This window comes from Ensifer sp. PDNC004 (assembly GCF_016919405.1).
GTDB lineage: Bacteria > Pseudomonadota > Alphaproteobacteria > Rhizobiales > Rhizobiaceae > Ensifer.
The window spans coordinates 3,393,134-3,408,046 of sequence record NZ_CP070353.1; the positions used below are offsets into that span (position 1 = coordinate 3,393,134).

Annotated in this window: 12 protein-coding genes; 10 read left to right on the top strand and 2 right to left on the bottom strand. The window is 63.9% G+C overall.

The features are described 5' to 3' along the window. Positions 1–117: 117 nt before the first annotated feature. The 4 genes from JVX98_RS24610 (at position 118) to xylB (ending at position 5,594) form a co-directional block, all read left to right on the top strand. Positions 118–1,707 carry a DHA2 family efflux MFS transporter permease subunit gene (locus JVX98_RS24610; protein WP_156134123.1) on the top strand — a complete coding sequence of 530 codons (1,590 nt, stop codon included), beginning with the start codon at positions 118–120 and terminating at the stop codon, positions 1,705–1,707. Between the two features lie 84 nt (positions 1,708–1,791). Next, positions 1,792–2,907, top strand: coding sequence for a metallophosphoesterase (locus tag JVX98_RS24615; RefSeq protein WP_205237700.1), 1,116 nt, complete (start codon positions 1,792–1,794; stop codon positions 2,905–2,907). Between the two features lie 144 nt (positions 2,908–3,051). Continuing rightward, positions 3,052–4,089 (top strand): LacI family DNA-binding transcriptional regulator, encoded by a 1,038-nt coding sequence (locus JVX98_RS24620; RefSeq protein ID WP_205237702.1) that lies wholly within the window; start codon positions 3,052–3,054, stop codon positions 4,087–4,089. A gap of 50 nt (positions 4,090–4,139) precedes the next feature. Continuing rightward, positions 4,140–5,594, top strand: a complete 1,455-nt coding sequence (gene xylB / locus JVX98_RS24625; RefSeq protein WP_205237704.1) for a xylulokinase — start codon at positions 4,140–4,142, stop codon at positions 5,592–5,594. Positions 5,595–5,629: 35 nt separating this feature from the next. Here xylB and JVX98_RS24630 read toward each other — a convergent pair whose 3' ends face one another. Further along, the gene (locus tag JVX98_RS24630; protein WP_205237706.1) at positions 5,630–5,992 is read right to left on the bottom strand and encodes a nuclear transport factor 2 family protein; all 363 of its coding nucleotides are present in this window, start codon (positions 5,990–5,992) and stop codon (positions 5,630–5,632) included. Positions 5,993–6,134: 142 nt separating this feature from the next. Between JVX98_RS24630 and xylA the strand changes: the two genes are divergently transcribed. The 4 genes from xylA (at position 6,135) to JVX98_RS24650 (ending at position 11,817) form a co-directional block, all read left to right on the top strand. Continuing rightward, entirely contained in the window at positions 6,135–7,445 is a 1,311-nt protein-coding gene (gene xylA / locus JVX98_RS24635) for a xylose isomerase (protein ID WP_205237707.1), read from the top strand. A 327-nt stretch (positions 7,446–7,772) separates the two neighbouring features. Further along, positions 7,773–8,825, top strand: coding sequence for a sugar phosphate isomerase/epimerase (locus JVX98_RS24640; protein ID WP_205237708.1), 1,053 nt, complete (start codon positions 7,773–7,775; stop codon positions 8,823–8,825). Positions 8,826–9,121: 296 nt separating this feature from the next. Continuing rightward, positions 9,122–10,303 (top strand): Gfo/Idh/MocA family protein, encoded by a 1,182-nt coding sequence (locus JVX98_RS24645; protein ID WP_205237709.1) that lies wholly within the window; start codon positions 9,122–9,124, stop codon positions 10,301–10,303. 146 nt (positions 10,304–10,449) lie between these two features. Further along, positions 10,450–11,817, top strand: a complete 1,368-nt coding sequence (locus JVX98_RS24650) for a GH1 family beta-glucosidase (protein WP_205237710.1) — start codon at positions 10,450–10,452, stop codon at positions 11,815–11,817. 54 nt (positions 11,818–11,871) lie between these two features. Here the strand turns inward: JVX98_RS24650 and JVX98_RS24655 are convergent, their stop codons facing one another. Next, positions 11,872–12,744, bottom strand: coding sequence for an NAD(P)-dependent oxidoreductase (locus JVX98_RS24655; protein ID WP_205237711.1), 873 nt, complete (start codon positions 12,742–12,744; stop codon positions 11,872–11,874). 414 nt (positions 12,745–13,158) lie between these two features. On the opposite strand from JVX98_RS24655, the gene JVX98_RS24660 reads away from it, so the two are divergent. Beyond that, positions 13,159–14,241: a methionine ABC transporter ATP-binding protein gene (locus JVX98_RS24660; RefSeq protein ID WP_205237712.1), complete on the top strand. Its 1,083-nt coding sequence runs from the start codon at positions 13,159–13,161 to the stop codon at positions 14,239–14,241. Beyond that, on the top strand, positions 14,231–14,896 hold the full coding sequence (locus JVX98_RS24665) for a methionine ABC transporter permease (protein ID WP_192450810.1): 666 nt from the start codon (positions 14,231–14,233) through the stop codon (positions 14,894–14,896). The genes JVX98_RS24660 and JVX98_RS24665 overlap by 11 nt, the downstream gene beginning before the upstream one ends. The last annotated feature ends 17 nt before the right edge of the window (positions 14,897–14,913 follow it).

Here is a 14,913-nt window from a genome sequence, read left to right on the forward strand (position 1 = left end):
TTTTGCCGAGACCCCGGCGCCACGGAGCGCGGGTGAAATCCGGAACGCCGGCGCGGCGAAACACGCGCATGTCCAAAACGCTGGCGCCCAAGCGCGCCCATGCAAGGAGTGGCTGAGATGGCCGCAACGGCAACAGCAGGCTCGGTGGCGGCCGCCGCACCGAAGGTCGAGGAACACATGGACCCGAAGAGGCTGATCGCCTTCTTCGCCATGGTCGTCGGCATGTTCATGGCCATCCTCGACATCCAGATCGTCTCGGCCTCGCTTGCTGAAATCCAGGCCGGCCTTTCCGCCGGTTCGGACGAAATCGGCTGGGTGCAGACCTCCTACCTCATTGCCGAAGTCATTATGATCCCGCTCTCGGGCACGCTTGCGCGCATCGTCTCGACGCGTGTGCTGTTCTCGGTTTCAGCGGCCGGTTTCACCGCGGCAAGCGCGCTGGCGGCGACCGCGACGAACATCGACCAGATGATCGTTTATCGCGCGATCCAGGGCTTCATCGGCGGCGGCATGATCCCGTCGGTCTTTGCGGCCGCCTTCACCATCTTCCCGCCATCCAAGCGCAACATCGTCTCGCCGATCATCGGCCTGATCGCGACGCTCGCGCCGACGATCGGCCCGACGGTCGGCGGTTATCTCAGCCACGCCTTCTCCTGGCACTGGCTGTTCCTCGTCAACGTCATTCCCGGCATCATCGTCGCGACGCTCACCTGGACCTTCATCGACTTCGACAAGCCGGAGCTCAGCCTGTTCAAGAAGTTCGACTGGTGGGGCCTGGCCTCGATGGCGGTCTTCCTCGGCGCGCTCGAATACGTGCTGGAAGAGGGCAACACCAACGACTGGTTCAACGACGAGCACATTGTCATGGGTGCGGTCGCTTCGGCGATTGCCGCCATCGTGTTCTTCTACCGCGCCTTCAAGGTGGAATTCCCGGTCGTCGACCTCAGAGCCTTTGCCAACCGAAACTTCGCCTTCGGCTCGATGTTCTCCTTTGTCATGGGCATCGGCCTCTACGGCCTCACCTATCTCTATCCGCTCTATCTCGGCCGTATCCGCGGCTACGATTCGCTGATGATCGGCGAGACCATGTTCGTCTCGGGCCTTGCCATGTTCTTCACGGCGCCTGTCGCGGGCATTCTCTCGGGCAAGCTCGACCCGCGCGTGCTGATGACGATCGGCTTCACCAGCTTTGCTAGCGGCACCTGGATCATGGGCCACTTGACGGCCGACTGGGACTTCTACGAGCTGTTCATCCCGCAGATCTTGCGCGGCGTCGGGCTGATGCTGTGCATGGTGCCGATCAACAACATCGCGCTCGGCACCATGCCGCCGGCGCGCATGCGCGGTGCCTCGGGCCTGTTCAACCTGACCCGTAATCTCGGTGGTGCAGTCGGGCTTGCGGTGATCAACACGATCCTGACGCAGCGCCAGGACTTCCACTATGCGCGGCTTGCCGAGCATATCCAGTGGGGCAACCCGGAGGCGATGGAGCGGTTCAACAACATGGCCGCCAACTTCAACGCCCATGGTCTCGACGGCACGACGATCGCCATCAAGCAGCTTGCCGGCATGGCGCAGAAGCAGGCGATCATCCTGTCCTTCGGCGATATCTTCATGCTTTTGACGGTGCTGTTCCTGTCGCTGATCCTCGGCGTGATGATGATCAAGAAGCCCGAGGGCGTCGGCCCCAGCGGCGGCGGTCACTGACACCGGCATAACGCAGCCCGCACGGTTTACGCGAACGAAGCCGTGCGGCACACTCCTCTCCACGGATAGCGGAGGGGTGGAAGCATGCGCAGATCGGCTCTGGCGTCTTTTTCACGACGGTCTTTCCTGACCGGCCTTGCCGGTCTCGGGGCGGCGCTTGCGGCCTCCCGGAGTCGTGCTGCCGTCCCGGCCATCGACGCGACGTTCCTGTTTTCCAACGACATCCATGCCTGCCTCGTTTCGATCGAAGGGCTTGCTCCCAACTGCGCGGCCGAAGGCAAGACGGACGCCAGCCTGCTGCGCCATGTGGCAGCGCTAAACGCCGTGCACGCCATGCGCTGGCCGGAAACGGTCGCCGGCAAGCCGAGCGGGCTTGCAAGCGCCGGGCGGGAGATCGGCAAGCCGCTCGGCCTGGTGCTTGGCGGTGACCTCACCGATGACGGCGGCGGCCAGGTGCGTCAGCCGCGCGAGGGGCGGCAGCTGCAGCAGTTCTCCAGCCGCTACCAGGAAGGGGCAGGGCCGGACCACGTCCATATGCCCGTCTATGTCGGCCTCGGCAACCACGACCTCGACCAGGACGGGCCGCCGCCGCATGTCGACTGGTATCGCCGCGAACTGCGCGACTATGTCGAACTCAACCACCGCCAGTCGGTTTTCTACAAGCCGCCTGTGCCGGTCACCAATTACGATCCGCTTTCGGATTGCTACTCCTGGGACTGGGGCGGGCTGCATCTGGTGCAATTGCAGCGCTTCGGTGGCGACGAAACCAAGGGCGCCGTCAATGCGCTGCCCTGGTTGAAACAGGATCTTGCGAACTATGCCGGCGATGGCCGGCCGGTGATCCTCTTCCAGCACTATGGCTGGGACGCGTTTTCGACCGAGGTGTGGGATGCCAAGGCGAAAACCTTCGACGACGATGGCGACGGCGCTGCGCATTGGTGGAGCGTGCCTCAGCGCCAGGCGCTGCTCGATACCGTCAAGGGCAGCAACGTCATCGGCCTGTTCCACGGCCACCAGCACGAAACGGCGATGATCTACCGCCAGGGCGGGCTCGATCTCGTCAAGCCGAAGGCCGCCTATATAGGCGGCTTTGCCCTCGTGCGCGTTACCGATGGTTTCATGGACGTGGCGCTGGCGGAGGCCGGACAGAGCCATGGCGAGGTCGTCTTTACCGCTGCCTTCAGCAAGCACCTTTCCTAGGTAAAAAAACGAGCTTAATCAAATCGTTAAGGCGTCGGATCCGTCTTCTCCGGTCAGCGGCGCGGCGCTCCGTTTTCTACGTCTTGCGGATTTTTGATTTACGTACATCAGAAATTCCTCTAAAGGCAGAACCCGGAGGAAAACATGCGCCCGACAGTTCACGATATCGCTGCCAGAGCCGGGGTCAGCCTCGCGACCGTCGACCGGGTTTTGAACAACCGCCCGGGCGTGCGCAGCGTCACCCGCGACAAGGTCGAGCGCGCCATCGAAACGCTCGGCTATGTGCGCGATGTGGCGGCCGCCAACCTCGCCAAGAGCCGGATCTATCCGCTAGTCTTCATCCTGCCGGAGGGCGACAACACCTTCATGCGCGGCCTTGCGGCCGAGGTGGAGGCGGCGAAGGTCCGCTCCGCCGTCGAGCGCACGGCGATCACGGTCTTGTCCGTGCCGGCGTTCGACCCGGCAGCATTGGCTGCTGCGCTTCGTGAAGCGCGGGCGCTTGACCCGGCCGGCGTTGCGGTCGTCGCGATCGATGCGCCCGAAGTCGTGAGCGCGGTGGACGCGCTGCGTGAGGACGGCATCGCCGTCGTGACGCTGGTGTCCGACCTGCCGGGGTCTTCGCGCGATCACTTTGCCGGTGTCGACAACGTTGCTGCCGGCCGGACCGCCGGCACCCTGATGGGGCGTTTCCTTGGTGGCCGAAACGGCCCGGTCGCGATCGTCGCCGGCTCGATGCTGGTGCGCGACCATCGCGACCGTCTCGAAGGTTTTGGCGCGGCCATGGCGGAGAGCGCGCCCGGGCGCCAGCTTCTACCCGTCGTCGAAGGACATGACGATCCGGCCGAGGTCGATCGCCTCGTCTCCAGCCTGCTCGCCGATCACCCGGAGCTTGCCGGCATCTACAGTCTCGGCGCCGGCAACCGCGGCCTGATCGCGGCATTGGAAAAGGCGGGTCGGGAGAAGGCCGTTTGCGCCATTGCCCATGAACTGACGCCGCATAGCCGTGCGGCACTTCTTTCCGGCACGCTCGACGCGCTCCTCAATCAGGACGCCGGCCATGAGGTGCGCAGCGCCATCCGGGTGCTGAAGGCCCGTGCTGACGGGCTTGCGGTGATCGGCGCGCAGGAGCGCATCCGCATCGAGATTTTCCTGAAGGACAATCTGCCGGTCGATCCGGCGTAGTGCTTTGAATTTACGCAGTTCCTTCGAGGAACTGCTCAATGGAGGCAAGCATGTATCTCGGACTGGATCTCGGCACCTCGGGCGTCAAGGCAATGTTGATCGACGGCGGCCAGCGCATCGTCGGTTCGGCCTCCGCCGCGCTCGACGTTTCGCGGCCGCATCCCGGTTGGTCGGAACAGGACCCGGCCGATTGGGTGCGCGCCACCGAAGAGGCGATTGCCGGGCTGAAGGCGGCGCATCCCGAGGAGCTTGCGGCCGTCAGAGGCATCGGGCTCTCGGGCCAGATGCACGGCGCGACGCTGCTCGACGCCGACGACCGCGTGCTTCGGCCCTGCATCCTCTGGAACGACACCCGCAGCTTCCGCGAGGCGGCAGCGCTCGATGCGGACCCGCAGTTCCGCGCCATCACCGGCAACATCGTTTTCCCGGGTTTCACCGCACCGAAGCTTGCCTGGGTGCGGGCCAACGAGCCAGATATCTTCGCCAAGGTGCGCTGGGTGCTGCTGCCGAAGGATTATCTGCGCCTGTGGCTGACCGGCGAGCACATGTCGGAAATGTCCGACAGCGCCGGCACCGCCTGGCTCGACACCGGCAAGAGGCAATGGTCGGGAAGCCTGCTTGCCGCCACCGGCATGGACGAAAAGCAAATGCCGAGCCTGGTCGAGGGGACCGATGCGGCCGGGAAGCTGCGTTCGGAACTCGCCGCCCGCTGGGGGATTTCCGGTGACGTCGTGGTTGCCGGCGGCGCCGGCGACAATGCGGCCTCGGCCTGCGGCATGGGCACGGTCGGCGAGGGCAATGCCTTCGTCTCGCTCGGAACCTCGGGCGTGCTCTTTGCGGCCAATGCCAGCTATCTGCCCAACCCGGAAAGCGCCGTGCATGCCTTCTGCCATGCGCTGCCGAATACTTGGCACCAGATGGGCGTGATCCTGTCGGCGACCGATGCGCTGAACTGGTACTCCGGCATCGCCGGCCGCAGTGCTGCCGACCTGAGCGCCGAGCTCGGCGATGCCATCAAGGCGCCCTCGGGCGTCACCTTCCTGCCCTATCTCTCGGGCGAGCGCACGCCGCACAACGACGCGGCGATCCGCGGCGCCTTCGTCGGGCTCGGTCATGAAAGCAGCCGGGTGGTGCTGACCCAGGCGGTGATGGAAGGCGTGTCCTTCGCCATTCGCGACAGCCTCGAAGCCCTTCGCGCCGCCGGCACGACGCTCACGCGGGTGACCGCGACCGGTGGCGGTTCGCGCTCGCGCTACTGGCTGAAATCGATCGCGACGGCGCTCAACCTGCCGGTCGATCTGCCGGCCGACGGCGATTTCGGTGCTGCCTTCGGGGCGGCCCGCCTCGGCCTCATTGCCGCGACCGGCGCCGATCCGGTCGCCACCTGCGACGCGCCGCGCACAGCCGAGACCATCGCGCCGGAGGCGTCGCTGGTTTCGGCCTATGAGGAGAGCTATCAGCGCTACCGCCGCCTCTATCCGGCAATCAAGGGCGCCGCGTCGTGATACGGCGCCCTATCTCTCGATCCGCTGCCACGTGTTCAGCGGGCCGGAACCTTGTCGAGGAAACCGGTGACCGTCTTCAGGCGGCCCTTTTCGATCTGGCAGACATCGGTGCCTTCGATGACAGAGGGAATGTCGTCCGGACCGAGCGCCCAGGAAAAGCGGATCGTGTCGGCATAACCGTCGGCGTCACCCTTCAGCGTGAAGCGGAAGCCGGGAAATTGCGCCTGCACACCGGCAATGAGCGCATCGATGCCGGCATGACTGTCGCCCTGCATGATCGGATCACGGTAGGCGACGTCGGCGGCGAACGTCTTCTCGATCAGGGCCGCGCGCTCAGCAGCGTCGGTGGCGTTCCAGGCGGTCATGTAGGCTTCGGCGATGGCGTTGAAGTCGTGCATCGAAGTGTTCCTTCCGTTTGGCGTTTCGATGCTTCCGATATCGCCGGTCGAGGGAATGAAACCAATTACCTTCCACGTAATGGCCGCGCCTATCGCAATGGCGATGCCGGCCGACACCACTCTTGAAAGAGGAGCAAGACCCGTGAGCACTGGCTTTTTCGGCGATATCGCCAAGATCAAGTATGAAGGACCTGAAAGCACCAACCCGCTCGCCTTCCGCCATTACAACAAGGACGAGGTCGTGCTCGGCAAGCGTATGGAAGACCACCTGCGTTTCGCGGTTGCCTACTGGCACACCTTCGTCTGGCCGGGCGGCGACCCCTTTGGCGGCCAGACCTTCGAGCGCCCCTGGTTCAAGGACGACATGGCGGCGGCCAAGCTGAAGGCCGATGTCGCCTTCGAATTCTTCGATCTGCTCGGCGTCCCGTTCTATTGCTTCCACGATGCCGACGTGCGTCCGGAAGGCAAAAGCTTCGTCGAGAACACGAAGAACCTCAACGAGATCGTCGACTACTTCGAAAAGAAGCAGGCCGAGTCCGGCGTCAACCTGCTCTGGGGCACGGCGAACCTCTTCTCCAACCGGCGCTACATGTCGGGTGCGGCGACCAATCCGGATCCGGATGTCTTCGCGTTCGCAGCCGCGACGGTGAAAACCTGCCTTGACGCCACCAAGCGCCTCGGCGGCCAGAACTACGTGCTCTGGGGCGGTCGTGAAGGCTACGAGACGCTGCTCAACACCGACATGAAGCGCGAGCTCGACCAGCTCGGCCGTTTCGTCAACCTCGTCGTCGAGTACAAGCACAAGATCGGCTTCAAGGGCGCCATCCTGATCGAGCCGAAGCCACAGGAACCGACCAAGCACCAGTACGACTACGACGTCGCGACGGTCTACGGCTTCCTGAAGAACTACGGCCTGGAAAACGAGGTGAAGGTCAATATCGAGCAGGGCCATGCGATCCTCGCCGGCCACTCCTTCGAGCACGAGCTGGCGCTTGCCAACGCGCTCGGCATCTTCGGCTCGATCGACATGAACCGCAACGATTACCAGTCCGGCTGGGATACGGACCAGTTCCCGAACAACGTGCCGGAAATGGCGCTTGCCTATTACCAGGTTCTTTCCGGCGGCGGCTTTGCGACCGGCGGCACGAACTTCGACGCCAAGCTGCGCCGTCAGTCGATCGATCCGGAGGATCTTCTGATCGGCCATATCGGCGGCATGGATTGCTGCGCCCGCGGCCTGAAGGCAGCGGCAAAGATGATCGAGGACAAGGCGCTCTCCGCACCGCTCGAAAGCCGCTATGCCGGCTGGCAGGTGCCGGAAGCCAAGAAGATGCTCGACGGCGGCTTCTCGCTGGAAGAGATCGAGGCCTGGGTGCTGAAGTCGGATCTCAACCCGCAGCCGAAGTCCGGCAAGCAGGAACTGCTCGAAAACGTCGTCAACCGCTACGTCTGAGCAGAGAATGGGTATCGAAAGGGCGCCATGATGGCGCCCTTTTCTTCGTCGACGCGCACGGGCGGCGATGATTGATGTCGCGGATTTCTGCCTTAAGCACCGGCGGCGGCGTGCCCAGTGCCGTTCGAAATGAAATCGATTACAAAACTTTTCGGAATCCGGTCGTGCGCTGTTGCCCCTCGCTGAAAATCTGCTAGCTTCGGCGCCTGCAACGTTTCAGATCCGGCAGTTCTGCGAGAAAACGAAGGCGTACAATCGCCTTTCATTGCCGACTGTCAGGACAGGGCCAACACCAATTTCGGCCGTTCCATCGGGAGGAAAATCAGCATGAAGACCATCAAGGGGCCAGGGCTCTTTCTTGCGCAATTCGCAGGCGATGCGGCGCCGTTCAATTCCTGGGATGCGATCACCAAATGGGCGGCCGATTGCGGCTACAAGGGCGTGCAGGTGCCGAGCTGGGACGCGCGGCTGATCGATCTGAAAAAGGCAGCGACCTCGAAAGCCTATTGCGACGAGTTTGCCGGTACGGCCCGCGACAACGGCGTCGAGGTAACCGAGCTTTCGACCCATCTGCAGGGCCAGCTCGTCGCCGTGCATCCGGCCTATGACGAAGCCTTCGAGGGCTTTGCAGCACCCGAGGTGCGCGGCAACCCGAAAGCACGTCAGGCCTGGGCGGTGGAGCAGGTGAAGCTGGCGCTGACGGCTTCGAAGAACCTCGGGCTCAACGCAATGGCCAGTTTCTCCGGCGCGCTTGCCTGGCCCTTCGTCTATCCTTGGCCGCAGCGGCCGGCCGGCCTCGTCGAGACGGCCTTCGACGAACTGGCCAAGCGCTGGAAGCCGATCCTCGATCACGCCGAGGATTGCGGCGTCGACGTCTGCTACGAGATCCATCCGGGCGAAGACCTGCACGACGGCGTCACCTACGAGATGTTCTTGGAGCGCACCGGCAACCATGCCCGCGCCTGCATGCTCTATGACCCTTCGCACTACGTGCTGCAGTGCCTCGATTATCTCGACAATATCGACATCTACAAGGACCGCATCCGGATGTTCCACGTCAAGGATGCGGAGTTCAACCCGACCGGGCGCCAGGGCGTCTATGGCGGCTACCAGGGCTGGGTCAACCGCGCCGGCCGTTTCCGTTCGCTCGGCGATGGCCAGGTGGATTTCGGTGCCGTGTTCTCGAAGATGGCCGCCAACGATTTCGCCGGCTGGGCGGTGGTCGAGTGGGAATGCGCGCTGAAGCATCCGGAGGATGGTGCCCGCGAAGGTGCTGATTTCGTCAAGCACCACATCATCCGCGTGACCGAGAAGGCGTTCGACGACTTTGCCGGTGCCGGTACGGACGAGGCGGCCAACCGGCGCATGCTGGGGATCTAAGCGTTTACCCCTTGTAGGATCTTGACCGTCTGCCCCTCACCCTAACCCACTCCCCGCAGGCGGGGAGAGGGGACGCGGATCGCGGCGAGGCCCTCACTTGTCAAATGCCTTTGTGCGGTGAGGGTGACGTTGGACCACGGGCAGTGAGAAGCGTTGAGATCGGGCGAGAGAGTGCGGCATATCCCTTCTCCCCGCGAGCGGGGAGAAGGTGCCGGAAGGCGGATAAGGGGCAGCCTCACGGCGCGGGTATCTGCGAAACGAACAAACGACACGGAACGGAAACAGGGGAGAAGACCATGGCAATCGAAGGAACGAGCGAGAAGCGCGAGCGTCGCATCCGGCTCGGCATGGTGGGCGGCGGCTCCGGCGCCTTCATCGGTGCGGTGCACCGTATCGCAGCCCGGCTCGACGACCACTACGAACTGGTGGCTGGCGCACTGTCGTCGACGCCGGAAAAGGCGGAAAGCTCCGGCCGCGAGCTTGGGCTCGATCCGTCGCGTGTCTATTCCGACTTCAAGCAGATGGCGATCCGTGAGGCGAAGCTGAAGGATGGCATCGAGGCGGTGGCGATCGTCACGCCGAACCACGTGCATTATGCCGCGGCCAAGGAATTCCTGAAGCGCGGCATTCACGTGATCTGCGACAAGCCGCTGACCTCGACGCTTGGCGATGCCAAGAAGCTGAAAAAGGCGGCGGACGAGAGCGACGCGCTGTTCGTGCTGACGCACAATTACACCGGCTACCCGATGGTTCGCCAGGCGCGCGAGATGGTCGCCAATGGCGAGATCGGTGCGGTGCGCTTGGTGCAGATGGAGTATCCGCAGGACTGGCTGACGGAAAACATCGAACAGTCCGGCCAGAAGCAGGCCGCCTGGCGCACCGATCCGGCCCGCTCCGGCGCCGGCGGGTCGACCGGTGATATCGGCACGCACGCCTATAATCTCGGTGCCTTCGTCTCGGGTCTCGAACTCGAAGAGCTCGCTGCCGATCTCGACAGCTTCGTTGGCGGCCGCCAGCTCGATGACAATGCCCATGTGATGATGCGCTTCAAGGCGAAGGACGGCGAGCGCGCCAAGGGCCTGCTCTGGTGCAGCCAGGTGGCGCCCGGCCACGAGAACGGTCTGATGGTGCGCGTCTACGGCACCAAGGGCGGGCTCGAATGGACGCAGAAGGACCCGAACTATCTCTGGTACACGCCGTTCGGCGAGCCGAAGCGCCTGCTCACGCGCGCGGGTGCCGGTGCGGGGGCTGCAGCCAACCGCGTCAGCCGCATTCCGTCGGGCCATCCGGAAGGTTATCTCGAAGGCTTCGCCAACATCTACACGGAGGCGGCGCGCGCCATATTTGCCAAGCGCAAGGGCGAGAAGATCGATCCGGCCGTCACCTATCCGACCATCGACGACGGCATGAAGGGCATGGTCTTCGTCGATGCCTGCGTCCAGTCATCCAAACGAGACGGGGCGTGGGTAAAGGTATAGCCACAGGCCAATACCGGCGCAGGGGCGGGGCTTTCCCGCCCTTTTTCGCGAGTTGACATTTGCCGGCATCGTTTTAGGTCGGCCCTCTACAAACCGAAAGACAAGGTCCCGCTGACAGCGGGGTCGGAACGAGACGAGACAAAGAGATGACCGATCCCAAGATCCTGGCAGAGCGCTTTCCGGGCGATTTCGTATTCGGGGTGGCGACCGCCTCCTTCCAGATCGAAGGCGCGACCAAGGCTGACGGGCGCAAGCCGTCGATCTGGGATGCCTTTTCGAACATGCCGGGCCGTGTCTTCGGGCGTCACAACGGCGATGTCGCCTGCGACCACTACAACCGGCTGGAAGAAGATCTGGACCTGATCAAGAGCCTCGGCGTTGACGCATACCGTTTCTCGATCGCCTGGCCGCGCATCATTCCTGAGGGTACCGGTCCGATCAACGAAAAGGGTCTCGATTTCTACGACCGTCTCGTCGACGGCCTCAAGGCCCGCAACATCAAGGCCTTCGCCACACTTTACCATTGGGACCTGCCGCTGGCGCTGATGGGCGATGGCGGCTGGACGGCACGCACGACGGCCTATGCCTTCCAGCGCTACGCCAAGACGGTGATCGCCCGGCTCGGCGACCGGCTCGATGCGGTCGCGACCTTCAACGAGCCCTGGTGCTCGGTGTGGCTCAGCCATCTCTACGGCATCCATGCGCCGGGCGAGCGCAACATGGATGCAGCCCTGCATGCGCTGCACTTCACCAATCTGGCGCACGGACTCGGCGTCGACGCCATCCGCTCCGAGCGGCCGAACCTGCCGACGGGCATCGTCATCAACGCGCATTCGGTCTATCCGGGCAGCGAAAGCGCGGCCGACAAGAAAGCCGCCGACCGCGCCTTCGACTTCCACAACGGCGTCTTCTTCGGCCCGATCTTTGGGGGGGCGTACCCCGAGAGTTTCATGAGTGCGCTCGGGCACCGCATGCCAGCGATCGAAGACGGTGACATGGAGACGATCTCGCGGCCGCTCGACTGGTGGGGGCTCAACTACTACACGCCGATGCGGGTGAGCGACGATCCGGCCAAGGACGCAGAATACCCGGCAACCATCAATGCAAAGCCGGTGAGCGAGACAAAGACGGATATCGGTTGGGAGGTTTACGCTCCCGCGCTCGGCAGCCTGGTCAAGACGCTGAACGCAAAATACGAGCTGCCGGACTGCTACATCACCGAGAACGGTGCCTGCTACAACATGGGCGTCGAGAACGGCATCGTCGACGACCAGCCGCGACTCGACTACATCGCCGACCACTTGTCGGTGACGGCGGATCTGATCGCCGAGGGGTATCCGATGCGCGGATATTTCGCCTGGAGCCTGATGGACAATTTCGAATGGGCCGAGGGCTACAAGATGCGTTTCGGCATCGTGCATGTCGACTACGACACCCAGGTCCGCACCATCAAGAAGAGCGGTCAGTGGTACCAGGCGCTGGCCGAACAGTTTCCGAAGGGCAACCACGTCTGACGCTCAAGCGGGCGGGCTCACCGGCTCGCAACGCTTCGGTGCGGCTCGGTCAATTCACCGCCAGACCGGCAGGACTTCCAGGCTCTGTCGGTCGAGTTGGGCCAGCACTTCCTTGAAGCCGTAACGCGGCTTCCAGTCGAGTTTTTCGATCGCAGCACTCGGGTCGTAGACCCTGTCGATGGTGGCGGGCAGCGACCAGTCGCGATCGGCAAAGGCCTGCGACAGTTTTGGCGCACGCTCACGCAGGAGCCCCGCGGCATCCTCCGCCAGCCGGCGGCAATCCGTTGGAAGGAACGGCGTTTCGCCCGAGATGATGTAGCGCTGAAAAGCCGGGCCGCCATTGTCGAGTGCTGCCACATGCGCGGCAGCCACGTCGCGCGCATCGATGCCGCGGTGCAGGCGGTAGCTTGCGATACGATCGGCGGCCTCCGGGAAACAGCGCGACATGCGCAGCACCCGCACATGCAAAGCACGATCCGCCGCGTTTTCGAGCAGGGCTTCGGCCGCAAGCTTGGTGTGGTGGTAGATGGTGTGCGGCTTCGGCGGCGTCTCCTCGGTGATCCAGGCGCAACCGCCTTCCGTGACCGCGTGGCCGTAGAGTGCCGTCGTGCTGGTAAAGACGATGCGGCCGACACCGGCGGCCTGCGCTGCGGCGATCACCAGATGGGTGCCCATCACGTTGACGCGCTCGAATTCCTGATCGGCAACCGCATCCACATGCGGCGCGTGCAGGGCAGCCGTATGGATCACGGCGTCCGCCCCTTCCATCGCGCGCTCCAGCAGTTCGCCATCGACGAAGTCGCCGACGATGGCCGTGGTGCCGAACGGGGCACGGTCGATGCCGATGACGTCATGGTCGGCGGCGGCGAGCGCGTTGTAGATCGCTCTGCCGATGCGGCCGGAACTTCCGGTCAAGACGATGCGCATTTCTCACCTCGTAATCCTGTTCCTGCCCGTTAGCATGAAATGCGGTCGGGCACAGTCCGCCCGAACAAGGATATCCAAGATGGCGATTTGCGGGATGACGGTGCCCTGCCACGCAAAAGAGCATGGTTTTGCCGCTGTTTGCCATAATCAGGAAAATCATGCCTGTGAAAGGGCGCGGCAATTCTCCATAAGAGCCGTAGATTATGTCGCGTGCGGGCCATGCGGCGCCAAAGTTGAACTGACTGGTTGCTTGATGTTAGAGAAGTGCTCCCTGTTCCGAATGCGTTGTCGAATGTCGGCCTGACCAGACGCGCGTTCCATCCCGGCCAGGCCCGGGATCATGAGTTTTGAACATCCGAGAGCACTTATGTACCCGCACATTCCGACTGCGCCTCATTCGGGGATTTCCGAACGATGAGCGTTTCCGCCCAAAACACCGCGCCATCGGCTGACGCGGCCGTCGTCTTCGACGGCGTTTCCAAGCATTTCCCCGCTTCCGGCACCAGCGGCGCCTTCACTGCGCTCGACAAGGTCTCGTTGACGGTCGATCGTGGCTCGATCACCGGCATCATCGGCCGCTCCGGCGCTGGCAAGTCGACGCTGATCCGGCTCGTCAACGGGCTCGAAAAGCCGACGGGCGGCAAGGTGCTGGTCGACGGCGTCGATGTCGGCGGGCTCGACGAGGCGGCGCTGCGCAGCCTTCGCCGCTCCGTCGGCATGATCTTCCAGCACTTCAACCTGCTGTCCTCGCGCACCGTGTTCGGAAACGTCGCGCTGCCGCTCGAAATATCCGGCATGGACAAGCGCGCGATCGAACAGCGCGTTCGGCCGCTGCTCGATCTCGTCGGTCTCGCCGACAAGCACGGGCGCTATCCGGCCGAACTTTCAGGCGGCCAGAAACAGCGCATCGGCATCGCCCGCGCGCTTGCGACCGAGCCGAAGCTCCTGCTCTCCGACGAGGCGACCTCGGCGCTCGATCCGGAGACGACCCAGTCGATCCTGGAGCTTTTGAAGCGCATCAATGCCGATCTCGGCCTGACGGTGCTGCTCATCACCCACGAGATGGAAGTGGTGAAGGCGGTAACTTCGGATGTTGCCGTCATCGATCACGGCCGCATCGTCGAGCGTGGCCACACCTTCGATGTCTTCACCCATCCGAAGCACGAGACGACGCGGGCGCTGCTTTCGGGCCTGCCGGGCTCGAAGCTTCCAGACGCGGTCGCCCGCGCGCTGAAGCCTGCACCGGCGGCCGGCGATCGCGCCGTCGTGCGGCTCACCTTCTTCGGGGCTGCGGCCGAAAAGCCGCTGATCTCGCAGCTGATCAAATCGGTCGGCGCCGAGGTCAACATCATAGCCGGCACGATCGACGAGATCGGCGGCGCGCCCTATGGCTCGCTGGTCGTCGCCTATGGCGCGGATACCGAGACGTCCGGCCGTGCCGAACGCTTCTTTGTCGAAAACGGTCTGGTTACGGAGGTGCTCGGTTATGTCGCCTGATATTCTCCTGCGCATCGGCGGCGCCACCGTCGACACGATTTACATGGTCGCCATCGCCGGCCTGATCGGTTCGCTGATCGGTGGGCCGATCGGCATCTTTCTCGCCACCAGCGGCAAGGGCGAGCTCTTCCCGGCGCCGACGCTCAACCGCATCGTCGGGCTGATCGTCAACGCCACGCGCTCGACGCCGTTCATCATCCTCGTCGTTGCCATCATTCCGTTTACGCGACTGCTCACCGGCACCTCCATCGGTACGAAGGCTGCGATTGTGCCCTTGACGATTGCCACCATTCCCTTTGTCGCGCGGCTGGTGGAAGCGGCGATCCGCGAAATCGACAAGGGGCTGATCGAGGCGGCGCGCGCCATGGGCGCGACCCCGATGCAGATCGTCTTCAAGGTGCTGCTCGCCGAAGCGCGGCCGGCGCTGACCCTGGCGCTCACCATGACCGCCGTCAGCCTCATCGGCTATTCGGCGATGGTCGGCGCCGTCGGCGGCGGCGGGCTTGGCGACCTCGGCATCCGCTACGGCTACCAGCGTTTCATGCCCGACGTGATGCTCGTCGTCGTCATCGTGCTGATCGTGCTGGTGCAGCTCGTCCAGAGCGCCGGCGATGGCCTCGCGCGACGCTTCGACAAGAAGAACCGCAAGACCTGATTTCCTCCCAAGGCTTA

Excerpts from the sequence above, each read along its gene's own strand:
- JVX98_RS24660 (WP_205237712.1), top strand. The coding sequence starts at position 13,159 with ATGAGCGTTTCCGCCCAAAACACCGCGCCATCGGCTGACGCGGCCGTC.
- JVX98_RS24630 (WP_205237706.1), bottom strand. The coding sequence starts at position 5,992 with ATGCACGACTTCAACGCCATCGCCGAAGCCTACATGACCGCCTGGAAC.
- xylB (WP_205237704.1), top strand. The coding sequence starts at position 4,140 with ATGTATCTCGGACTGGATCTCGGCACCTCGGGCGTCAAGGCAATGTTG.
- JVX98_RS24665 (WP_192450810.1), top strand. The coding sequence starts at position 14,231 with ATGTCGCCTGATATTCTCCTGCGCATCGGCGGCGCCACCGTCGACACG.
- JVX98_RS24610 (WP_156134123.1), top strand. The coding sequence starts at position 118 with ATGGCCGCAACGGCAACAGCAGGCTCGGTGGCGGCCGCCGCACCGAAG.
- JVX98_RS24645 (WP_205237709.1), top strand. The coding sequence starts at position 9,122 with ATGGCAATCGAAGGAACGAGCGAGAAGCGCGAGCGTCGCATCCGGCTC.
- JVX98_RS24615 (WP_205237700.1), top strand. The coding sequence starts at position 1,792 with ATGCGCAGATCGGCTCTGGCGTCTTTTTCACGACGGTCTTTCCTGACC.
- JVX98_RS24620 (WP_205237702.1), top strand. The coding sequence starts at position 3,052 with ATGCGCCCGACAGTTCACGATATCGCTGCCAGAGCCGGGGTCAGCCTC.
- JVX98_RS24640 (WP_205237708.1), top strand. The coding sequence starts at position 7,773 with ATGAAGACCATCAAGGGGCCAGGGCTCTTTCTTGCGCAATTCGCAGGC.
- JVX98_RS24655 (WP_205237711.1), bottom strand. The coding sequence starts at position 12,744 with ATGCGCATCGTCTTGACCGGAAGTTCCGGCCGCATCGGCAGAGCGATC.
- JVX98_RS24650 (WP_205237710.1), top strand. The coding sequence starts at position 10,450 with ATGACCGATCCCAAGATCCTGGCAGAGCGCTTTCCGGGCGATTTCGTA.